Raw genomic sequence first — 22,613 nt, forward strand, 5'->3', positions numbered from 1 at the left:
AGAAAAGTCAATAACCATTCTTTTAGCGAGTCAATGATAGTGAAAGTTTGACAGATCCTGGTATTGAAAAGATCCTCTATTTTACTCAAGTTTGAAGCAAGTAAAACTTGACGAGTGATTTCGTTAACAATCAACAGAGGAAATAATTGAATGGCTTAATTATTTTAAATTTGGGTGGTAACGCGAGTACTTTCGTCCCTTGGGATGAAGGTACTTTTTGCTGTTCATCACTACACTTCGTTTCAATCTCATCAATTTATAAGGCTAAAGCACAAAGAATTGAAGGACTACGATTGGCTTCGCCAGAGTAGATGATGAACAGTACTTGGCGAACGAAGAGAGCGAAGTATCCGTACTAATGAATCACACTATGATAGTACGATTAATCCTAGCGAGACAATAAAATACCCAATCAAAAATTGTAAAAAGTTAATTTATACGCTATTAAATCGAACAACAGTATTAATAGCTACAAAAGAAAGTGAGGAAATAAAAATGAAAATGAAAGAAACATTACAATTAGGAAAAACAGCTTTTCCAATGCGTGGGAATTTGCCGAACCGTGAAGTAGAATGGCAAAAAGATTGGGAAGAGCAAAAAATCTATGAAAAGCGTCAAGAATTAAATGAAGGTAAACCAACGTTTGTTTTGCATGATGGACCGCCATATGCTAATGGAAATATCCATTTAGGTCATTCCCTAAACAAAATTAGTAAGGATATCATCATTCGTTCAAAATCTATGTCAGGCTTCCGTTCACCATATGTACCTGGTTGGGATACTCATGGTTTACCAATTGAACAAGTTTTAACGAATAAAGGAATCAAAAGAAAGGAAATGACCTTAGCTGAATACCGTGAAAAATGTGAAGAATATGCTCGTTCGCAAGTCGACACTCAACGTGCTGATTTTAAACGTTTGGGGGTTGCTGGTGATTGGGATCATCCTTATGTCACACTAGATCCAACCTATGAAGCAGCTGAAATTCGTGTATTTGGAAAAATGGCTGAAAAAGGGTACATCTATAAAGGCTTAAAACCAATTTACTGGTCTCCATCAAGTGAGTCTTCTTTAGCAGAAGCTGAAATCGAATATAAAGATGTTAAATCAGCCTCTATTTATGTTGCATTCAAAGTGGTTGACGGAAAAGGAATTTTAGATACAGATACATCATTTGTGATCTGGACAACTACGCCTTGGACACTGCCAGCAAACTTAGGGATTTCAGTAAATCCAGCGTATCAATATGTTGTAGTAAATGCCTACGGTAAAAAATATGTAGTAGCGAAAGATCTTCTAAACACAGTTAAAGAGGCGATTGGTTGGGAAGAGGTCGAAGTTCTTGAAACGATTTCTGGTAAAGACATGGAGTACATGACAGCTCAACATCCGTTCTATGATCGTACGTCATTAGTAATGCTTGGCGATCATGTCACATTAGAAGCTGGTACTGGATTGGTTCATACTGCACCAGGACATGGTGAAGATGACTACATTGTAAGTAAAAAATATAATCTAGATGTTTTATCACCTGTGGATAACAGAGGAGTATTTACTGATGAAGCACCTGGCTTTGAAGGTGTTTTCTATGATAAAGCAAACCCAATGATCACAGCTTTACTTGATGAAAAAGATGCCTTATTAAAATTAGATTTCTTTACTCACAGTTATCCACATGACTGGCGTACAAAAAAACCGGTGATTTATCGTGCAACACCACAATGGTTTGCCTCTATCGATAAGTTCCGCCAAAATATCTTAGATGAAGTAGAAAAAGTTGATTGGATTCTGCCATGGGGAAAAACACGCCTTTACAATATGATTCGTGATCGTGGTGACTGGGTGATCTCTCGTCAACGCGCGTGGGGCGTACCATTGCCGATTTTCTATGCTGAAAATGGAGAGGCAATCATCACATCGGAAACAATCGAACATGTTGCCAATTTATTTGCGGAACATGGATCTAATGTTTGGTTTAAACGTGAAGCAAAAGAATTATTACCAAAAGGCTTTACACATCCAGGTTCGCCAAATGGTGAATTTACAAAAGAAACAGATATCATGGATGTCTGGTTTGATTCAGGGTCATCACATGAAGCTGTTTTACGTCAACGTCCAGAACTGACTTTCCCAGCTGATATGTACCTAGAAGGCTCTGATCAATACCGTGGCTGGTTTAATTCAAGTATTACAACTAGTGTAGCTATCAATGGTGTAGCACCTTATAAAGCAGTCTTGTCACAAGGCTTTACATTAGATGGTGAAGGCCGTAAGATGAGTAAATCTTTAGGGAATACAATTTTACCTGATAAAGTAATCAAACAAATGGGTGCGGATATTTTACGCCTGTGGGTAAGTAGTGTGGATTACGAAGCAGATGTACGTGTTTCAATGGAAATCTTGAATCAAGTTTCTGAAGTTTATCGTAAAATCCGTAATACAATGCGCTTTTTATTAGCAAATACAAGTGATTTTGAACCCAAAGAGCATACTGTATCCTATCAAGAGTTGCGGTCTGTGGATAAATATATGATCGTTCGTCTAAACCAAGTAATTCAAGAAATTCGTGAAAAAGGCTACGAAAAATACAACTTCATGCAAATCTATCGTTCAGTGATGAACTTCTTAACAGTTGATCTATCTTCATTTTATTTAGATTTTGCGAAAGATGTTGTCTACATTGAGGCGGAAGATAACGATCAACGTCGTTGCATGCAGACGGTGTTCTATCAAACAGCTGTTGCATTAACGAAACTGTTAACGCCGATCATCCCTCATACTTCTGAGGAAATCTGGAGCTTCCTAAAAGAAGAGGAAGACTATGTACAATTATCTGAATTCCCAGGTTATCAAGAGTTTGCCAACCAACAAGAGCTTTTAGATACATGGGCAGCCTTTATGGACTTTAGAGATAATGTACTGAAAGCTTTAGAAGAAGCACGTAATTCTAAATTGATTGGTAAATCATTAGAAGCTAAAGTAACCGTCTATCCTAATGAACAAATCCATGAGTTATTAACAGCTGTAGATGCAGATGTGGCACAATTATTGATTGTTTCAGATTTTGAGGTGGCTTCAAGAACGGCAGAAGTTCCAGAAAATGTTGAAAAATTCGATGATATGTCGATTCTTGTAGAAAAAGCAGCGGGGGAAACTTGTGACCGTTGCCGTGCGGTACGTACGGATGTTGGGGAGGATGAAAAATTACCTCATTTATGCGGACGTTGCGCAGCAATCGTTGAAGAAAATTATCCAGAAGCTGTAGCAGAAGGATTTGAAGAGTAAGAACTAAAAAAGGCTGAGGAAAAAAGTGTCTCGCCTACAAATTGCCGTTTTTTTCTTATCATTATACAGATAAAGAGTGTGAACCAAAACGAGTTTTGAAGTGAGCCCCCTAAGTTAGACCAGAAAATCTAACTTAGGGGGCTTTTTATAGTGGCTAAATATGATTATGACTTTAAAAAATCAGTAGTTGAAGCGTATCAGAGGGGAGAAGGTGGGTATGTGGCTCTAGCTCGCCGATACGGTATTCCAGCGGATTCAACAGTAAGAAAATGGGTAAAGATTGTAGAAAAATTGGACTTTAATGCCTTAAACCGACGTAAAAATAAACAAACTTATTCTTCCCAATTCAAGCAAGATGTCATACACTATTATTTGACTAGCGGTGACTCTTACCTTAATGTCGCATTGAAATATGGATTGCCATCTGGAAATCTACTCCAACATTGGCACCAACTATTTCTGCGTGAAGGCATTGAAGGTCTCTTACCGAAACTGAAAGGAAGGCCTTCAATGACTAAGAAAAAGAAGAAACAAATACCAAAAAGGCCGTTAACGCGTGAACAAGAACTGGAACGAGAAAATGAACTGCTTCGTGCAGAACTGGCCTTCGTAAAAAAGCTCCGAGCTTTAGGGATGAATATCCCAGATCGACTCAAGAACGAGATGCACGAATCATCCACGAACTCCGAAAGGAGTTCCGATTAACGATTCTTCTTGAAGCGACAAAATTTCCTAAAGCGACATACATGTATTGGCAAAAGCGATTGAATCGTGGGAATCCAGATGCCAAGCTAGAGGAAACCATTCAAGAAATCTTCGAAGAAAACGATGGGAACTATGGGTATCGTCGGATTCAAATCGCCCTGAACGAACAGGGAGTAAAGGTAAATCAAAAGAAAATCCGTCGAATCATGCGTAAGCTTGGGCTGAAGAGCGTAAAGTTTACACGCAAATCACGTAAGTACAATTCCTACAAAGGGACTGTTGGACGAGTGGCAAAGAATCGGATTCACAGACGATTTGTTACCTCGGTTCCTCATCAAAAGATTACAACTGATACTTCTGAATTTAAGTATTATGAACAAGATACGAACGGAAAACCTGTCATCAAGAAGCTGTATTTAGACCCATTCCTAGATCTGTTTAACGGGGAAATTCTGTCCTATCGAATATCAGAAAAACCAAATGCAAAGGCCGTTCTTGATGCTCAAAAAGAAGCCATAGAACAAACCGCGGACTGCCCCTATCGTCGGACTTTCCATTCTGACCAAGGCTGGGCTTACCAGATGAATGGTTATAGAAAGCCTTTAGCGGAGAAAAAAATATTCCAGAGCATGTCCCGAAAAGGGAATTGTCTTGACAATTCACCGATGGAAAGCTTCTTTGGTCTATTAAAGCAAGAAATTTATTATGGTGTGATTTATACAAGCTTTAAAAGGTTGAAGAGGGCAATTAAAGAGTGGATTAATTACTATAATCATCACCGAATCAAAACAAGGCTCGGCTGCAGTCCCGTTCAATATCGCAAACGGATGACCGCATAAAAACCCGACCAAATTTCTTCGGTCGGGTTATGGTCTAACTATTGGGTCTCACTTCATTTTTCGTTTTGATTCACACTCTTTTTTTATTCTAATTTTCCACGTTCTCGGTACCAAATATCAGGTTCCCAATCCCAAGTGAAACCATCTTGTTTCAATAAATCAAATGCAGCATCAGGTCCCATGGAACCCGCTGCATAATTTGGGAAATCAACAGATGTTTTATCCCAAGCTTGACGAATGATATCCACAATGCGCCAAGATTGCGCAACCTCATCCCAATGAGAGAAGTTTGTACCATCACCATTCAAACTATCTAATAAAAGTTTTTCATACGCTTCAGGGCTATTTCCTGTCGTTTCAGCGCTGTGTCGATAATCTAATTTTACAGGCGTTGTAGTAAATCCTTGCCCAATTTCTTTGCCATTCAATGTCATTGAGAAGCCTTCTGTTGGTTGGATGTAAATGGTTAAGACGTTCGGTGGTAGATCGGTTTTCTCTCCACATTTATCGATATCATCTTTGAAGACATTGACTGGGACTTGTTTGAAAACAATATTGATTCGTGTCCCTTTTTCGGTCAGACGTTTTCCTGTCCGAATGTAAAATGGAACCCCAGACCAACGGAAATTATCAATCAGGAATTTCCCAGCAACAAATGTCTCAGTCTGAGAATCTTCCGCAACATTTGGTTCTTTACGATAGGCAACAAATTTTTGGTCATCAAGTTCTCCTTGACCATATTGCCCTCGAATAAAGTTTTCTAGGGCTTCTTTTTCTGAATACAGACGAATCGCTTGTAAGGCTTTGACTTTTTCAGCACGAATTTCAGCTTCTGAAAAGGCAACAGGAGGCTCCATTGCAAGTAAAGCCACGACTTGCAGGATATGATTTTGAACCATGTCTTTTAAGGCCCCACTATGGTCATAATAACCACCACGGTCTTCAACACCGAGACTTTCTGCAAACGTGATCTGAACATTATCGATGTAACGATTATTCCATTGTGATTCAAAAATGTTATTTGCAAAGCGGATCGCTGAAATATTTTGGATCATTTCTTTTCCTAAATAATGATCGATTCTAAATATATCTTTTTCAGGAAAGACTGCTCGAATTTCTTCATTTAATTGATAAGCTGAAGCATAATCAGAGCCAAATGGTTTTTCGATCACTAAACGATCAAAGCCATTATCAGTTAAAATCGCTTGTGATTTTAAGTGTTGGACGATCGTGCCGAAAAATTGTGGCGCCATCGCTAAGTAGTAGATATGATTACCACCTAACCCATATTGTTCATTTAAGGTGTCGGATAATTTTTTTAGAGTATCGTAATGGTCAGAATCATTCACGTTATGAGCTTGGTAGTAGAAGTGACTTGAAAAAGCTTCTGCTTCTTCCTTTGTTGGATTCAAGTCTTTAATTGTCTCGCGTACGATTTCACGATAGTGATCATCTGACCATTCTCTTCTTGCTGTTCCGATAACAGCAAAGTGATCAACTAAGTTTCCTTTGCGATATAAACGGAATAAAGAAGGATACAGTTTTCTTTTTGCTAAATCGCCAGTGCCGCCAAATATAGTAAATAGCGCTATTTTTTCGTTCATTTTATGTCCCCACTTTCTTATAGTTGATCAACAAAAATCGTACTTGCCGCTTTATAGCTGATCGCTAATTCTTTTTTAGTATTGCTTATGCTGATTGGACCTTCATAGGCTGCAATTGCATTAATCGTGTATTCCTCATGAATTTGTAAATCGATCGAGACTAGATAGTCTAATAACTCTTTTTCATCCAATACTCGAGCAATCCGTATGGTCGTTCCAACAGGATAATCTATTAAAGTTTGTCGTTTTTCTTCGTGAACAGGTTGATCATCTCCCGGGATGACCCCACCATGAGGACAAAATTTAGGCTGATTCAAATATGCAGATAAACGATTCGCCAACGTCTGAGACGTAACATGTTCCAGCACCTCTGCATCATCATGTACTTCATTCCAAGAATAATTTAGATGTTCAACTAAAAATACTTCCCATAAACGATGTTTACGAATCAGCGTACTGGCTTTTTTTAAGCCTAATTCAGTAAGTTGAACACCTTGATAAGGTGAATGTTCAACCAGTTTTTCTTTTACTAACTTTGAAATCATTTCACTGACAGAAGCGGCTGAAACGTCTAAGCCAGAAACGATTTGTTTATTGTTGATTTTATTTTCATCGCCACCTAATTCAAATATCAGTTTTAAGTAGTCTTCGCGATTCGGGGTCATATAGTTCATCCTTTCAAAGAAGCCATCAGGATAAGTTTATCAGAAAATTGTTTTTTTGACCATTTAATAATATGTTAATCTTCAAAAAAATCTTTGTCCTGCTATTTATAGACGAACAGGATAAACAAACATCGTATTGATAACGTTTTCTTTAGGGATAATGGAATGAAAGCTCAAATGCTTAGTGCATTTTAGTATCTAATAAAAATGAATTGTTAAAAAATGATGAGAAATCAGTTTTAGACAGAAAAATTCTCAATATCTTTTTATGAGTAAAATAACTATTGATTATTCTTTTAGGAATGGTTAAACTAACAAAGTAACTGAAATGTAAAGGGGGAGTAAAATGAAAGTACCGGGGATTTGGAAGGGACTAGGTTGGTTTTTAGTGATCATTCCGTTGATTGGTTTATTTGGTCTACTAAAATTAATTGTTGAAATAGGTATTGGTTATACCTTTGCTGTATTGGGCGTGTTAATGTGGCTAAGTTTGCTCAGTGTAGTCTTTTCAATTGTTGTTGGAGTATTGCTGATCAGAGGAAGTATTTGGGGCTATTATTTAACAAAAGTTTTAATGGTTATTTCGGTCATCAATATTGTTTTTCTGTTGTTCGATTTTGATTTAAGATCATTTGTATCTTTGATCTTTAGATTAATTATATTAAGTAAAGTTATATATGCTGATACAACGAATTTATACTTATCAGAATTAAGAAGTGCTTCAAAAAACTAAATGCTTAAACAAAATAGAAAAACATGCTGAGAGTCTAAAAATCTTAGCATGTTTTTTTATTTGTGCTAGAACAGGACTTTTGATTGAATTATGTTTTATAATGAAAGTATCATTTTTGGGGAGCGAACGAGGCATGCTAAAAAATAACTACATCTTATCAATCGATCAAGGAACGACAAGTTCAAGAGCGATTATTTTTAATCATCAAGGACAAGAAATAGCGAAAGCGCAAAAAGAACTGACGCAATATTTTCCAAATCCTGGCTGGGTAGAACATGATGCAAATGAAATTTGGAACTCGGTTCAATCTGTGATTGCCGATGTATTGATTGAATCTAAGCTGAAACCCGTTCAAATCAAAGCGATTGGGATTACGAATCAGCGTGAAACAACAGTTGTTTGGGATAAGGAAACGGGAGAACCGATCCACCGAGCAATCGTGTGGCAATCAAAGCAGACAAATGAAATTGCCGATGAACTAAAAGCTAATGGACACCAAGCCTTTATTCAACAACAGACAGGGTTGATCGTGGATTCTTATTTTTCAGCAACTAAGGTAAAGTGGTTACTGGATAATGTTGCAGGAGCGAAAGAGCGGGCACGAAATGGTCAATTGCTTTTTGGCACAATCGATACTTGGGTTTTGTGGAAATTAACAGGAGGGAAAGTCCATAAAACAGATTATACCAATGCTAGTCGTACGATGCTGTTTAATATCCACAACTTAGATTGGGATCAGGAGATTTTGGATATCTTGGATATTCCTCGGATAATGTTGCCAGTAGTCTGCTCTAATGCAGAAGTGTATGGTTATACAGAAGATTATCATTTTTATGGAGAAAATATACCAATCGCTGCCATGGCTGGTGACCAGCAGGCAGCCTTATTCGGACAAGCTGCTTTTGAAAAAGGAATGGTCAAGAATACCTATGGAACTGGTGCGTTTATTGTGATGAATACTGGTGAAACAGCGATTCTATCTACCAGTGGTTTACTGACGACGATCGGTTATGGACTCAATGGAAAAGTGACGTATGCATTAGAAGGAAGCATTTTTGTTGCAGGTTCTGCTGTACAGTGGTTGCGTGATGGGCTAAAACTGATTGAAAAGGCGAATGAATCGCAAGCCTTAGCAGAGCAAGTCACGGATTCTGATGGCGTGTATGTCGTTCCAGCGTTTACTGGTTTAGGAGCACCTTATTGGGACCAAGAAGCACAAGGCGCAATCTTTGGGTTGACTAGAGGAACAACAAAGGAGCATCTGATTCGTGCCACATTAGAATCGATTGCTTATCAGAGTGCGGATGTGATCAAAACAATGGAAAATGATTCAAATATTGAGATCAAATTATTAAGAGCTGATGGCGGTGCCTCAAAGAATGACTTGTTGATGCAATTTCAAGCAGATATCATTGATAGACCAGTGGAAGCGGCTGATTTTTCTGAAACAACGGCCTTAGGTGTAGCTTATTTAGCAGGTTTAGCGGTAGGTTTTTGGCAAGACTTAGCTGAAATCAAATCATTTGTACAGACCGGCAAACGATTTGAAGCGGAAATCACAGAAGAAAAACGCAATGATCTATATGATGGTTGGCGTCAAGCGGTTCATGCAACGATGGCTTATAAAAAGAAAGAATGAATCTGATGATATAAAGGAGGCGAATCAATGTATCAACCAGAAGTTTGGCAAGGCTTGACCAGTACGTACCAAGAAATCAAACCTGATAATCGTCTGAACGCTTACATTCAATCTTACTGGTTTAGCCATGGTGATCGTACCGAGGAACCAGCTAGGATCATCCCAGATTTATGTTCAGATTTGATTGTTCAATTAAGCCCTGAGTTGGATATTTTATCCATTGAGCTTTGCGGTCCAAGCACGAACTTCTTTTATTCAATTGTAGAACAACCAGTTATATATCTAGGGATCCGATTTTATTTAGGTGGTCTGTATCCTTTTTTCAATCACTCTTTCAAGGAAATGAAAAATCAGCTTTTAGCATTAAATTTTATTGATAAGGTATTTGCTAATGATTTAGCTGACGTACTTTCTGGGAAAAAATCGTTTGCTGCGATAATTAAAAGTGTCGATTTTTATTTCCTGAAGCGTTTCAATCGTTTGGAAACAAAAAAGATTTCTCAGCTAGTTCGAGAATTTATCACGAGTCATTATGAGACGATAGACTATCGAAAAGAGGGAATAAATAATCTGATTTCTGAGAGAAGTTTACAGCGCTTGTTTAGAGAAGAAACTGGCTTGTCACCTTATGAAGCCTTTGACGTACTGCGTTTTCAAAAAGTTTACCAAGAGTTATTGATCGATCCTCAGATCAAGCAACTGGATCTTGTGGAAAAGTACCATTTTTTTGATCAGGCGCACTACACGCGAAAAATGAAAAAAATGACGGGTTTAACGCCTAGTCAAATAAAGCAATATGTCGGAATTTTACAAGACAAGTATTAAGCGACTGATTATAATAGAAGAAAAGAATGGAGGGCATCAAGATGCGTTTAGATATGGTCGGAATCATTGTAGAATCAATGGCGCAAGCAATTCTATTTTATGAACGCTTAGGTTTTGAAGCAATAGGAGAAAAACAGGCTGATTATGTAGAGCTGAATCAGGCAGAGATAAGAATTTCACTAAATACAAAAAAAATGATTGAAGGAATTTATGGTTACCCACCAAAAAGTGACGGAGATAAAATCGAATTAGCCTTTCTTTGTGATGATCCAGCCGAAATCGATCAGCGGTGTGAGGAAATGAAAAACTTTGGTTATGAAATTTTTCGTGAACCTTGGCAGGCGTTTTGGGGACAATATTATGCGATCATAAAAGATCCAGATGGTAATCTACTCAGTCTATTTTGTAATGAGCAGAAGGTATAAAAAGATGAAAGAGACCATTCACTATTTAAAAGAAGAAGCAAAAAAATGGCCCGGTGCAACGGTCAATTACCGAGAAGACTGGGATTGCGATTATTTTGGGATCGAGAAAAAATGCTTTTGCATGCTTGGAACCAATAAAACAGGTGACTGGGTGATGACAGTTAAAGGTGATCCTAAGGAAAATGAATTGCTACGTGAGCAATACTCCGATGTGATTCCTGGATACTATGCGAACAAGACCCATTGGAATTCGTTTTTACTGGAAAAGTCATCATTTACAGATGAACAGTTGGCGGTGTTTTTGAGAAAATCCTATACATTAGTTTTTGGGAAATTGACTAAGAAAGTGCAAGCAAAGTATGAATAAGTGAAGATAAAAACGACAAAGGCAACCGTGGTCTTTGTCGTTTTTATCTATGGTAAAGTGTAATTATTGGTCACAGTTAATGCTACATTGCCTTTTTTTCGACCAGTTTCCACATATTCATGCGCTTGAGCTGCATTTGCTAATGAGTAGGTTCTATCGATCGTTGCTTTGAATCGTTCTTTTTCAACTAGCTCTTTAAGAAGATACAAATCTTCTACAAGCCCTTTGACCATTCCTTTGGATACGGAAACGAATTTCCCATTTTTACTTGTAAGCTGTTTTCTCTTTGATTTGTTTAGCTTTCCAACAGCATCAAAGACAATATCATATGTTTTATCTAGTGTGTTAAATTCTTCGGTTGTGTAGTCAATAGTAGTATTGGCACCAAGTGAGTGAACAAATTCAAGATTTTGAGTGCTACAAATTCCAGTAACATCTGCGCCAAAGTAGGTAGCAAGCTGTATAGCTGCTGCACCGACGGAGCCAGAAGCGCCGTAAATCAAGACTTTTTGATTGGGTGCAAGACTAGCTTTTCTTAAAAAATGAAGAGCTGTTGTTCCGCCAAAAGCCAATGTAGCAGTTTCTTCAAAAGTAGCATTTCTAGGAGCTAACGAAACTATAGCGTTTTCGGGTAAACAGATATATTCTGCATAACCACCAAACTTCATTCCAGTTAAGGCAAATACAGCATCTCCCACCTTGAATTTTGTGCTATTTTCACCAACTTCTTCAATAATACCTGAAAACTCAGTGCCTAAAATGGGTTGTCTAGGTCGCTTAAAGCCAAACATGATTTTCATGATCGGACCATATTGTTTTGCTCCTCTAACAACACAGTCGCCAGATGTCACTGTTGTTGCATGGATCTTTATAAGAATTTGGTTGCTTTTCGGCGTAGGTTTTTCGATCTCTTGTAACATAAGAACATCTGGTACTCCATAGCCTGTACAGATGATTGCTTTCATATCCTTTTTCCTCATCTCCTAAAATTTCGGTTACTATCCTTTGTAAGAAAATACTACTTCTAATGGTTGATCAAATACTTTAGCAATCTTAAATGCTAGTTCCAAGGATGGAGAATATTTTTCTTGTTCCAATGAAATAATCGTTTGTCTTGTAACACCTACAGCATCAGCCAAAGCTTGTTGGGTCATTTCGCCATGCATAAAGCGCTGTTTCCGAATCGTATTGCTAATTAATGACTTTCCCATATTTAATACCCTCTTTCATAATAAAAAATGTAAGAAACGTAAGAAATAACATCGGAGACGAACACAGTGAAAGCCAAAATTGTAAACATTGTAGAAATAGGTTGATGGATGGCTAATGCACCCATTGCTAAAAAGAAACCAAAAGCCAATAGAAAACAAAAATTTCGAACAGCTCTGAGCTCGATCAAACGATCCCGTTCATCTGAAATGGTTGGAGCCTTATTTTTGCTGAACATGTCATTGAGTAGATTAAAAATAATCAATACAACGATATTAGAGATGACTAAAACTAACAATAGTTTTAAAAAGAACTCGCCCCATAATGAAAGAACGTCAGCTTGATTTAATTGCAATTTATTTAAGTGACCTAAATATAAATAAAAGAAAATAACCACATTTGAAACCAACAGAATCAATGCCTTTTTTGATTGATAAATCATAATAATCCTCCTAAATAGTTTTATGTATAAACGTTTATTCAACTTGTAAAAACGTTTATACATAGATTATCATGAAAAAAGACCTGTGTCAAAATGTTTTTACACGGGTCTTTTTTTCTCTATATAATTCTAATGATTCAAATACCAATTAACCAAGTTAATAATCCATAAATGTGCTGGATAAAATACATAAAATAAGTATTTAAAGCCTGGATTATTGCTGCCTTTTTTCCCATTATAGAGATGAATAAAAGGAATCACTAAAATAAATAGAAAATCAGGATTTCCTTCAAGCATCATTTTGATTATGTTAAAAGAGTAATCTGGTAAGCCTAATAACGGTATTATAAACAACGGAATTGCTAAAACAAGATAGGATATGTCTCTTTTTCTAGGGGTATCTCGGAAGAAATAACTAAGCAACATAAATGGAATAACAACGATACCTCCCTCAGCAGGAATCAGTCCTAAAACAGTTGCTCCCGTTAAAATGATTGCTAAGGCATTTAAGCAAATTTTAAAGACTAGGTCTTTTTTGTGTTTTGCAAAATCTATCAGGGTTAAAATGCTCACACCGATTGCTAACGTTAGAAAGATATTATTGTAAGAATAATACATTGGGTCTTTGATGATCAGTGTGTTGATCAATGTATTCCCTACAAACATGATTGCTGCCCAGACATAAAGACGAAGCAGATATTTTTTTCGGTTTCTTGTATAATGAAACCCTTCAACCGCCATAAAAGCAAAAAATACAGCGACACAACGAGTCACCATATGGATCGGTGTACCAAATTGTGGTGGTAGAAGTGGCACAAGGTGATCAAGAAGCATCAAGCTCATCATAAATAGTTTTAATTGATTTCCGTTCATTAGATTCTCCTAAGTAAATGTTATTTTATTACTTTTTACAGTATAAAAAAAATAATTGTTTTTGGCGTTGGAATCGTCGAACAAATGCCTTACAAAAATGAGAGAGAACGGTAAGATGATTATTTAATGGTAGGATTTACTTTGATTGAAATAAACGCATAAATGAATGTTGTATCAAATAGTAGGTATAAATTTATTTTGAAAAAGTATAGGCATCTATTTTTATGCCGTTGCTCATTTCATTACCTTCTTTTAAACGATTACAGTCGTGCCTTTTTGCATTACATTTATCATGTTTTCTCATAACAAATGATCTAGTCTAGTTAGGCAATTCAATTTAAAACGATTATCTTATTCAATCTATTTTCTTTACTTTAGAGTTATGATAAGCTTGATTAAGGGTTGACGAATATAAAACAAAGGAGAGTAAAATGAAAAAAACAATAGTGTTTTGTGGGGTATTTCTAGTATTAATGAGCGGTTGCACTGCGAAAGAAGAGGCAAGTTCCAAAACGAATAAAACAACAAAAGAGACAAGAACTTCTAGTGTTCTCGCTGAAAGTACAACAAAAGAAACTGAAACTTCTACAAGCACAAAAAAAAGTGAAACAAAAAAAGCAGCCACAACTGAAAGCAGTCCGAAAAAAGAAACGAAAAAGACTGAGGTAAATGGGCATCTTTTTACACCTAATCCAGAGGATGATGATGAGGAAGTAAGCTATCAGTCATCAGGTGATGGTAATATCTCTGCTTTTGTTCCAGACTATTCGCAATACAATAAAGAACAAGTAATCAGTATGCTAGGCGAACCAAGTCAGATCATTACTGATTCTGCTACAATCCGTGACAGACTAGAAGATAGCGAATGGCAATTGATCAAAGCACAATATGATCTTGGTAAATTAAGTGAAGAGCAAGCGAAAGCGTTTATGTTTGCGACAAAAGATTTATCACTAGCGGCTTCTATGAGCATGAAATTAGAATTACTAGTTTACGAAGACCAAGTCAAACCCAATGTTTACTTATCAGAAGATAGCGTTAAGTTTATTACACCGATGACCGACTATATTGATTTTAACGGAAAAATAGAAACGATTTAATTTGGCTAATGGAGAGGTTGAGATGTGACTTGTAGAGTTATATTTCAGCTTTTTGTAGAGAATGACCTTACGAAAATTGGGAAGTCGACTTACCGACTTACCTGTCTGATTGCTGAAAAAAATGAACAAACAAGAGTTTTTCCAAAAAGCTTATGTGCCACATCCACATACACTGGACCATACACCGAACTGGCTTCAGTATATAGTAAAATTTTGAAGTGGATCGAGGAACAAGGATATAAGATGAACGGTGCACCTTTTGAAATCTATCAAACTGATCCTAACACCACAGAATCAGACAAAAATATTGTTGAAGTCTATTTCCCAGTAGCACTTTAAAGAGATAGTGAGCGTTAATAGCAGGTCAACAGATAATTATTCTGTTGGTCTGCTATTTTTAATTTGTATTCATGGCTTTAAAAAAGTTTTAAAATAAGTCTTGAAAATCATTTTAATAGGCATTACTCTATATTTGAGAACGACATTGATCAATATCCTCTCAAATATAAAGGAGGAGATAACAGATGAAAATTGATATCATACCCAGCCAACGAATTTTTTATTTAAGACGAATCGGAGGCTATGGACAAGCCAACAAAGAATTGATGACAACCTTTAAAGAACGAGTAAAAGCAGAGAATTTGTTTGATGAAGAGACAATTATCTATGGGATCGCTTGGAGTGAACCAAATACACCGAAAGAGAAGTGTATCTATGATGTTTGTGTGGTTGTATCAGTAGAACAAAACAACATCGAAGGCATGGAGGAGACGATACTTAAAAATGGAAAATATGCGATTTTTAAGGTAAACCATACTGACGAAGCAGTTCAAGAATTTTGGATGGCGTTGATGAAACCTGATTTTCAAAAGAAACATTCTATTACGATTGATTTCAAACGTTCTATTTTAGAAAGATATGCTGTAAATCAAATTGAGGCAGGTTATTGCGAATTTTGTGTGCCGATTAATTAAATGAAGCTACGCATTCATGCTTTTGGAAGTGCGTCTCTATATCTTAACGCTATTTGTTTAAATACCCCTTAATCAAAAATTGCTTCAATTTATCTTTGCTTGTGGATAATGAATTCTAAGATTTCCCGATTTGCTTTAGCTAATGGAGTTATTCAGTTTTTTTTTGATATCGTTTTATAACAAAATCAATTGTTCTGGCAGTATAATCTGCTACCTTTTTCATGAATAATTAAAGTATACACGATTTTAAATAGAAAAAAATTTCTCTAGTGTTTAATGTGAATTTTTCAAAAACTCTTGACTATATTTGATTTTCGTGATAAATTATTTAAAAATATGTGAGAATAAAATGAAAGAACGATGATCAGAATAGTAGATGAATTGTTTCGTTTTAGAGAGTTTCCGCTTGCTGCAAGGAAATAACGAACCCTCATCGAACACGCCTGTAAGTTGTTTTTCTGAAATACAACATTTAGTTTAATAACGTTTGTTTTTTTCTAAATGAGTAGGAAAAATCGGAGAGTCCGTTATCACTCCTTAGTTTATCGAACTAACAGAGGCTTTTACTGTGAAGTAAAAGCAAATCTGAGGTGGGACCACGTGAAAATTTTCTCGTCCTCTTGGCTTTTTTGCCAAGGGGACGATTTTTTTATCTAGCTTCGCAAGCTAGCTCTTCAGGAAAAAGATAAAAATAGTTTGTGGTAAAAAAACACCATGATCGATTTTTCCTATTTTTCAGTTAGAGCTGAACGAGCGCGCTATACTTTTAAGTTTAGGAGGAATTCATATGAAATGGAATCGTAGTTTACCGTCAGGAACAAAAGATAAGTTATTCCGAGAAGCAAATGGGGCGTATCAATTAGAAAAGCAAGTCAATGATATTGTGAAAAAAAGAGGGTATCAACGAATCGATACACCAGTGATCGAATTTGAAGATGTCTTTTACAGTGAAGAAAAAAATGAAAAAGAATTTTACCGTTTTTTTGATAAGCAAGGACGCTTGCTTGTTTTACGACCGGATATGACGATGCCGATCGGTCGTGTCATTGCCACAACAGGTATTCAGCCTCCTCTTAAATTAGCGTATAGTGGCAAAGTTTTTCGCTCAAATGATGATATGTTGGGCGAGCAAAATGAATTGACACAAGCCGGAATTGAATTGATCGGCTATTCTTCTTTAAAAGCAGAAATTGAATGTATTACCTGCGCTATTGAAATTCTAGAAGCCTTAAAAATACCCAATTTTCATTTTGAATTAGGCCATGCACAAATTTTCCGCTTGATCGTAATGAAACTGGGATTAGATGAAGCCGCAAAAACAGAACTTCAAAACCATTTTAGTAATAAAAGCTTAACCGATCTCAAGCAATTTGTTGAACGTTATCCTAGTGAATTAGATGCATTTATTTGTGCAATTCCGCGACTATTTGGTGAAGCACAAGAGGTGCTACCGATTGCTAAGGCACTGTTGCCGGTCGAGTCAACGATCATCAACGTAATCGATGAAATCGAAACGTTAATGGACATTATTAACAGCTATCATCAAAAAATCTCGCTCACTGTCGATTTAGGCTTAGTGACATTGATGGATTATTACACAGGGGTTCTGTTTAATGGGTATGCTGATTTAGTACCGGATATTTTTTTAAGAGGGGGCCGCTACGATCATTTAGCGGAACAATTTGGACATCCTGTGATTCCAGCTGTGGGGCTAGGAATTAATTTAGATACGTTGGTTGCTTTGCAATACCAACTCAATAATCTTGCAGCTTTAGATCAGCCAACGACGTTAGTACATAGTAGTATAACGCAACTGGCACAAGCAGAAGCACTAGTGAAAGAGCATCATGATTATCAATTATCATTGTTCGAAACATTGGCAGAAGCACTAGACTATGGGAGAAAATGGCAGTATCAGCAAATTATCGAAATAACAGAAGATAAAATACAGGTAATAAAGGTGGGTGAGCGAAATTGATACCATTGACCATTGCATTGACAAAAGGACGTTTGGAAAAGCAAACATTAACTTTATTTGAACAAGCAGGAATTGATGTCTCCTTTATGCAAGACAAACAGCGCAAATTGATTTTCACTAGTCCCGATCAACGCTTTAAATTTCTTTTAGTAAAAGCAGCTGACGTAACGACTTATGTACGCCATGGCGTAGCGGATCTTGGAATCGTTGGGAAAGATGTGCTGATCGAGCATCCTTTTGGCTATTATGAAATGCTAGATTTGAAAATCGGGGTCTGCAAATTCTCAGTCGCTTCTACCAAACAATATCGACCAGATGACTATAAAAGAAAACGCATTGCAACCAAATACCCAACAGTTGCCTCAGAACACTTTCGTAAAAAAGGGGAGGATGTTGAAATCATCAAGATCGAAGGCTCCGTGGAAATTGCACCAGTTTTGGGATTGGCAGATGCAATCGTTGATATTGTTGAAACAGGTACGACCCTAAAGGAAAATGGTTTGGAAATTTTTGAAGATATTTGTCCAATTTCGGCTCGAGTAATTGTCAATAAAGCAATGCTTAAACGTAAGCACCAAGCTATATTTCAGTTGTTTGATGAATTAGAATGCGTGATTGAAGGGGGAAAAACGAGATGAAATGGCTGACTGGAAACACGGAAGAGATTTTAACAGCATTAAACGAAGAGGCAAAACTGACGCAAGTGGACAATCAAAAAGTTGAAGAGCAAGTTCGTCAAATCATCCAAGCAGTCATCCAGAACGGTGATCAAGCGTTAAAAGCTTATTCTAGAAAATTCGATCAAGTCACGTTGCAGGATTTGTCCATCTCAAAAGAGACGATCGATTTGGCTTATCAACGAGTAGAAATAGAAGTGATTAAAGCTTTAGAAGCGGCCAAAGAAAATATTGTCAGTTATCATCAAAAACAAAAACAACATGACTTTATGGACACAGAAAAAAAGGGTGTTTTACGTGGACAACTAGTCTTACCCTTAGCACGTGTAGGGGTTTATGTGCCTGGTGGAACGGCTGCGTATCCTTCTTCTGTACTTATGAATGTTTTACCTGCAAAAATTGCTGGTGTCAAAGAAATCATCATGGTCACGCCTCCTTCGGATGAGGGCATTCCTGACGTGATTTTAGCAGCAGCAAAAGTAGCTGGAGTAGATAAAATTTTCCAAGTTGGCGGTGCTCAAGGAATAGCGGCGCTTGCATATGGAACTGAAACAGTGCCAAAAGTCGATAAAATCGTAGGACCAGGGAATATTTATGTAGCGACCGCTAAAAAACAAGTATTTGGTACAGTAGGAATCGATATGATTGCAGGTCCTTCTGAAATTGGGATTTTAGCAGATGAAACAGCCAATCCAGTTTATATTGCAGCAGATTTATTGTCTCAAGCAGAACATGATACGCTTGCTAGAGCGATACTCATAACGAATTCTCCGAACCTTGCGACCCAAGTAGAAAAAGAAATCGTGCGGCAACTAGCGACCTTGCCTCGTAAGCAAATCGCAGAACAAGCGATTCAAAACCATGGTCGCATCATCATCGTAGCAACTATTGAAGAGATGTTTACGATCATGAATGAAATTGCTCCAGAACATTTAGAAGTGCAACTGACTGACCCAATCAGCTATTTACATGAAATAAAAAATGCTGGATCGATTTTTCTAGGAGAATATGCCTCAGAACCCGTAGGCGATTACTTTTCAGGAACCAATCATGTCTTGCCAACAAGCGGCACTGCAAAATTTTATTCACCGCTGGGCGTTTACGACTTTGTGAAGTATAGTCAAGTCACTTATTATACAAAAGAAGCTTTAGCCGATGCAAAGGATGCAATTACAATTTTAGCAAGAAAAGAGGGCTTAGAAGCACATGCTCGTGCGGTCGAGTGTCGCTTCAACTGATGCTATTTTCTAGCAGAACGGACTAATGTCTTTAAATTTGAAGGGAGAAGAAGAATGAGAACAGCTACTTTAAAAAGAGAAACTGCAGAAACCAAAATTGAATTAGCGCTAGATTTAGATCGCCAAGAACCAGTAACTGTTGCAACAGGAGTTGGATTCCTTGATCATATGCTGATTTTGTTTGCGCGTCATAGTCGTATTTCATTGGAAGTCAATGTTGTGGGGGATTTGGACGTAGATAGTCACCACACAGTAGAAGATGTTGGGATCGTTTTAGGTCAGTGTATCCGTGAAGCGTTGGGCGATAAAAAAGGCATTAATCGTTATGGGACAAGTTTTGTACCAATGGATGAAACGCTAGGGATGGCTTCATTGGATTTAAGTGGGCGTTCATATATTGTTTTTGATGCCGTATTTGATAATCCTAAATTAGGCTCATTTGATACAGAATTGACTGAAGAATTTTTTCAGGCACTCGCTTTCAATACTCAAATGAATCTTCACTTAAAAATTTTACATGGGAAAAATACCCATCACAAAATCGAAGCACTATTTAAAGCGACTGGGCGAGCATTGAGAGAAGCCATTACTGAAAATCCAGAAATTCAAGGAGTCAACTCCACGAAAGGAATACTTTAGATGATTATTATCATTGATTATGATACAGGGAATACTCGAAATGTCCAAAAAGCATTAGATTACGTTGGGTTAGAAAATAAAATTTCGGCTGATCCTATTGAAATACAAGCAGCAGATGGCTTGATCTTACCGGGTGTCGGTGCTTTCTCATTAGCGATGGAGGAGCTTAAAAAACGGGGATTAGTCAACGTGATCCAAGCGGCAGCTAAAAAAGGCACACCCATTCTAGGTGTTTGTTTAGGGATGCAGCTTTTACTAGACGGGAGCCTAGAAAATGGTTTTACAGAAGGCTTGGGATTGATTGAAGGGCTTTGCGAAAGATTGCCAGATGATCCTAATTTACTAGTGCCGCATATGGGCTGGAATGAACTGATCGTCACCCATGAAACCTCGCTCACAAAAGAAGTGAACGGCAAATATGTTTATTTTGTTCATTCTTATTACGCAGATTGTGAACCTGATGTGATTGATGCGTTAGCACAATATTCAATCAAAATACCAGCAATGATTTCAAAGGGAAATATATACGGAACACAGTTTCATCCAGAAAAAAGTAGTGAAGCAGGACTGATGATTTTAAACGGATTTAAGGAGGTGGTCGAACATGCGAATATTGCCGGCGATTGATATTAGAGAAGGAAAAGCGGTTCGTTTAGTGCAAGGTGATTTTTTACAAAAAACGATTGTGAATAATGATCCAGTAGCGCAAGCACAAGAATTTAAAGATGCAGGCCTAGAGATGATGCATGTCGTTGATTTAGATGGTGCATTAGTGGGAAAAGCAGAAAATGCTTCTTTGATTGAGCAAATGAAGAGAAAGACGGGTTTAAAAATAGAACTTGGCGGAGGAATCCGGACAATAGAGCAAATAGACAACTATGTGGCAATTGGGATCGATCGGATCATTATCGGTTCGGCGGCCTTAAGAGATCCTGAATTAGTGAAAGCAGCAGTCAAAAAGTATGGGGATAAAATTGCAGTTGGGATTGATGCTAAAAATGGAAAAGTAGCAATCAGTGGCTGGCTAGATGTTAGTGAAACCGATTATTTACAAATGGCACAAGAAATGGCAGCAATTGGGGTTAAAACGATCATTTATACAGATATTGAAAAAGATGGAACCTTAACTGGCCCAACTTTTGATGACTATGAAAAGCTTTTAAAAGCTGTACCAGCTGTACAAATCATTGCTTCTGGTGGCGTAAGTAGTCAAGCAGACTTAATACAACTAGCTGAGTTAGGTTTATCCGGAGCAATTGTTGGTAAAGCCTTTTACAATGGGGCGATCACCTTAACAGAAATGTTGGAGGTAGAAGCATATGCTGACTAAACGAATTATTCCGTGTCTAGATGTGACAGATGGACGTGTCGTTAAAGGAGTGAACTTTGTTGGCTTAAAAGATGTTGGTGATCCTGTTGATATCGCACGCTTTTATAATGATCAGGGAGCAGATGAACTGATTTTTCTGGATATTACGGCGACAAGTGATGAGCGAGAGACGATGATTGAATTGGTTGAACGAACTGCGGCAGAAGTTTTTATTCCTTTGACTGTAGGTGGCGGTATTCGCTCAATTGAGGATATGAAAAAGATGCTGCAGGCAGGGGCAGATAAAATATCTCTCAACTCTGCAGCACTCAAACAACCAGAATTGATCAAAATAGGAGCAGAAAAATTTGGCTCACAATGTATCGTAGTAGCAATCGATGCGAAACGAGTCGAAGATTCTTGGCATGTCTTTGTGAAAGGTGGACGTGAAGATACAGGAATAGATGCAATCACCTGGGCAAAAAAAGTGGTTGCATTGGGCGCAGGTGAAATATTACTGACAAGTATGGATGCAGATGGAACTAAAGAAGGCTATGATCTTGCTTTGAATCAAGCCATTTGCTCAGCAGTGAATATCCCAGTTATTGCGTCAGGCGGTTGCGGCAGTACAGCGGATATCGTAGAAGTATTCCAAAAGACCAAAGTTTCCGCCGCCTTAGCTGCGAGTATTTTCCATTACGGCGAAGTAGCAATTCCAGCATTAAAAGAAGAGTTAGCACGTAACGGGATGGAGGTTCGTCGATGAAACCAGATTTTACGAAAGGCTTATTACCTGCAATCATAATAGAAGAAAAAACAAAGGAAGTACTAATGCTGGCCTATATGAATGAAGAAAGTTATCAAAAAACACTTGAAACCAAACAAACCTGGTTTTATTCACGTTCACGACAACAGTTGTGGAATAAAGGAGCAACAAGTGGCAATACTCAAAAAGTAAAACGGATCGTGACGGATTGTGATTCAGATACATTACTTATTACAGTAGAGCAAACAGGACCTGCTTGTCATACTGGAGAACATAGTTGCTTTTTTAATGTGATTATTTAACCTAAAGGAGGTAAGGCGT

At 37.4% G+C, this 22,613-nt stretch carries 24 protein-coding genes and 1 other annotated feature; of the genes, 18 read left to right on the forward strand and 6 right to left on the reverse strand.

Translation table 11 applies throughout. The features are described from left to right. Positions 1 to 495: 495 nt before the first annotated feature. Positions 496 to 3,285: an isoleucine--tRNA ligase gene (ileS, locus tag IGJ50_RS10670; protein ID WP_429950304.1), complete on the forward strand. Its 2,790-nt coding sequence runs from the start codon at positions 496 to 498 to the stop codon at positions 3,283 to 3,285. Positions 3,286 to 3,435: 150 nt separating this feature from the next. Then, positions 3,436 to 4,829 (forward strand): IS3 family transposase gene (locus tag IGJ50_RS10675; RefSeq protein WP_429949949.1). Its coding sequence is split into 2 segments (ribosomal slippage): positions 3,436 to 3,976 and positions 3,976 to 4,829, totalling 1,395 coding nucleotides; the frame shifts between segments, so codons are not numbered across the junction. An 83-nt stretch (positions 4,830 to 4,912) separates the two neighbouring features. On the opposite strand, the gene zwf is transcribed toward IGJ50_RS10675, so the two are convergent. Both zwf and IGJ50_RS10685 read right to left on the reverse strand, forming a co-directional pair. Continuing rightward, positions 4,913 to 6,433 carry a glucose-6-phosphate dehydrogenase gene (zwf, locus tag IGJ50_RS10680; protein WP_429950306.1) on the reverse strand — a complete coding sequence of 507 codons (1,521 nt, stop codon included), beginning with the start codon at positions 6,431 to 6,433 and terminating at the stop codon, positions 4,913 to 4,915. 17 nt (positions 6,434 to 6,450) lie between these two features. Further along, positions 6,451 to 7,098 (reverse strand): metal-dependent transcriptional regulator, encoded by a 648-nt coding sequence (locus tag IGJ50_RS10685; RefSeq protein ID WP_429950308.1) that lies wholly within the window; start codon positions 7,096 to 7,098, stop codon positions 6,451 to 6,453. A 346-nt stretch (positions 7,099 to 7,444) separates the two neighbouring features. Between IGJ50_RS10685 and IGJ50_RS10690 the strand changes: the two genes are divergently transcribed. The 5 genes from IGJ50_RS10690 (at position 7,445) to IGJ50_RS10710 (ending at position 11,087) form a co-directional block, all read left to right on the forward strand. Continuing rightward, positions 7,445 to 7,831 carry a hypothetical protein gene (locus tag IGJ50_RS10690; protein ID WP_069640467.1) on the forward strand — a complete coding sequence of 129 codons (387 nt, stop codon included), beginning with the start codon at positions 7,445 to 7,447 and terminating at the stop codon, positions 7,829 to 7,831. A gap of 133 nt (positions 7,832 to 7,964) precedes the next feature. Then, positions 7,965 to 9,470, forward strand: a complete 1,506-nt coding sequence (gene glpK, locus IGJ50_RS10695; protein ID WP_429950310.1) for a glycerol kinase GlpK — start codon at positions 7,965 to 7,967, stop codon at positions 9,468 to 9,470. 27 nt (positions 9,471 to 9,497) lie between these two features. Continuing rightward, on the forward strand, positions 9,498 to 10,295 hold the full coding sequence (locus tag IGJ50_RS10700; protein WP_429950312.1) for an AraC family transcriptional regulator: 798 nt from the start codon (positions 9,498 to 9,500) through the stop codon (positions 10,293 to 10,295). A 41-nt stretch (positions 10,296 to 10,336) separates the two neighbouring features. Further along, on the forward strand, positions 10,337 to 10,720 hold the full coding sequence (locus IGJ50_RS10705; protein WP_207121665.1) for a VOC family protein: 384 nt from the start codon (positions 10,337 to 10,339) through the stop codon (positions 10,718 to 10,720). 4 nt (positions 10,721 to 10,724) lie between these two features. After that, positions 10,725 to 11,087, forward strand: a complete 363-nt coding sequence (locus tag IGJ50_RS10710; protein ID WP_429950314.1) for an MmcQ/YjbR family DNA-binding protein — start codon at positions 10,725 to 10,727, stop codon at positions 11,085 to 11,087. A 47-nt stretch (positions 11,088 to 11,134) separates the two neighbouring features. On the opposite strand, the gene IGJ50_RS10715 is transcribed toward IGJ50_RS10710, so the two are convergent. From IGJ50_RS10715 to IGJ50_RS10730, 4 genes are all read right to left on the reverse strand, one after another. Then, the gene (locus tag IGJ50_RS10715; protein ID WP_429950316.1) at positions 11,135 to 12,052 is read right to left on the reverse strand and encodes an NAD(P)-dependent alcohol dehydrogenase; all 918 of its coding nucleotides are present in this window, start codon (positions 12,050 to 12,052) and stop codon (positions 11,135 to 11,137) included. Positions 12,053 to 12,085: 33 nt separating this feature from the next. Next, positions 12,086 to 12,298, reverse strand: coding sequence for a helix-turn-helix transcriptional regulator (locus IGJ50_RS10720; protein WP_069640473.1), 213 nt, complete (start codon positions 12,296 to 12,298; stop codon positions 12,086 to 12,088). A 2-nt stretch (positions 12,299 to 12,300) separates the two neighbouring features. Next, on the reverse strand, positions 12,301 to 12,738 hold the full coding sequence (locus IGJ50_RS10725) for a hypothetical protein (protein WP_429950318.1): 438 nt from the start codon (positions 12,736 to 12,738) through the stop codon (positions 12,301 to 12,303). Positions 12,739 to 12,867: 129 nt separating this feature from the next. Continuing rightward, entirely contained in the window at positions 12,868 to 13,611 is a 744-nt protein-coding gene (locus tag IGJ50_RS10730; protein WP_429950320.1) for a TraX family protein, read from the reverse strand. Positions 13,612 to 14,042: 431 nt separating this feature from the next. Between IGJ50_RS10730 and IGJ50_RS10735 the strand changes: the two genes are divergently transcribed. From IGJ50_RS10735 to hisI, 11 genes are all read left to right on the forward strand, one after another. Continuing rightward, on the forward strand, positions 14,043 to 14,711 hold the full coding sequence (locus IGJ50_RS10735; protein WP_207121671.1) for a DUF4947 domain-containing protein: 669 nt from the start codon (positions 14,043 to 14,045) through the stop codon (positions 14,709 to 14,711). A gap of 24 nt (positions 14,712 to 14,735) precedes the next feature. Further along, positions 14,736 to 15,050 (forward strand): GyrI-like domain-containing protein, encoded by a 315-nt coding sequence (locus IGJ50_RS10740; protein WP_340689703.1) that lies wholly within the window; start codon positions 14,736 to 14,738, stop codon positions 15,048 to 15,050. Positions 15,051 to 15,235: 185 nt separating this feature from the next. Next, entirely contained in the window at positions 15,236 to 15,685 is a 450-nt protein-coding gene (locus tag IGJ50_RS10745; protein WP_429950322.1) for a GyrI-like domain-containing protein, read from the forward strand. Positions 15,686 to 16,036: 351 nt separating this feature from the next. Then, positions 16,037 to 16,308 (forward strand) — a binding site (T-box leader). A gap of 164 nt (positions 16,309 to 16,472) precedes the next feature. Further along, positions 16,473 to 17,663, forward strand: a complete 1,191-nt coding sequence (gene hisZ / locus IGJ50_RS10750) for an ATP phosphoribosyltransferase regulatory subunit (protein WP_429950324.1) — start codon at positions 16,473 to 16,475, stop codon at positions 17,661 to 17,663. Continuing rightward, entirely contained in the window at positions 17,660 to 18,301 is a 642-nt protein-coding gene (gene hisG / locus IGJ50_RS10755; RefSeq protein ID WP_429950326.1) for an ATP phosphoribosyltransferase, read from the forward strand. The genes hisZ and hisG overlap by 4 nt, the downstream gene beginning before the upstream one ends. Further along, positions 18,298 to 19,578, forward strand: a complete 1,281-nt coding sequence (hisD, locus tag IGJ50_RS10760) for a histidinol dehydrogenase (RefSeq protein WP_429950328.1) — start codon at positions 18,298 to 18,300, stop codon at positions 19,576 to 19,578. Before hisG ends, hisD begins: the two co-directional genes overlap by 4 nt. A 54-nt stretch (positions 19,579 to 19,632) precedes the next feature. After that, positions 19,633 to 20,217 carry an imidazoleglycerol-phosphate dehydratase HisB gene (hisB, locus tag IGJ50_RS10765; RefSeq protein WP_429950330.1) on the forward strand — a complete coding sequence of 195 codons (585 nt, stop codon included), beginning with the start codon at positions 19,633 to 19,635 and terminating at the stop codon, positions 20,215 to 20,217. Further along, a complete protein-coding gene (hisH, locus tag IGJ50_RS10770; RefSeq protein ID WP_429950332.1) occupies positions 20,218 to 20,844 on the forward strand; it encodes an imidazole glycerol phosphate synthase subunit HisH in 627 nt (208 codons plus the stop codon). It begins immediately after the preceding gene. After that, complete coding sequence (hisA, locus tag IGJ50_RS10775) at positions 20,822 to 21,547, forward strand: 1-(5-phosphoribosyl)-5-[(5-phosphoribosylamino)methylideneamino]imidazole-4-carboxamide isomerase (protein ID WP_069640484.1); 726 nt, start codon at positions 20,822 to 20,824, stop codon at positions 21,545 to 21,547. The genes hisH and hisA overlap by 23 nt, the downstream gene beginning before the upstream one ends. Further along, on the forward strand, positions 21,537 to 22,292 hold the full coding sequence (hisF, locus tag IGJ50_RS10780) for an imidazole glycerol phosphate synthase subunit HisF (RefSeq protein WP_069640485.1): 756 nt from the start codon (positions 21,537 to 21,539) through the stop codon (positions 22,290 to 22,292). The genes hisA and hisF overlap by 11 nt, the downstream gene beginning before the upstream one ends. After that, entirely contained in the window at positions 22,289 to 22,594 is a 306-nt protein-coding gene (hisI, locus tag IGJ50_RS10785; RefSeq protein WP_069640486.1) for a phosphoribosyl-AMP cyclohydrolase, read from the forward strand. Before hisF ends, hisI begins: the two co-directional genes overlap by 4 nt. Positions 22,595 to 22,613: the final 19 nt, after the last annotated feature.

Origin of the sequence: Enterococcus sp. AZ101 (assembly GCF_050499005.1) — a bacterium.
In the GTDB taxonomy this organism is placed as follows: domain Bacteria; phylum Bacillota; class Bacilli; order Lactobacillales; family Enterococcaceae; genus Enterococcus_L; species Enterococcus_L ureilyticus.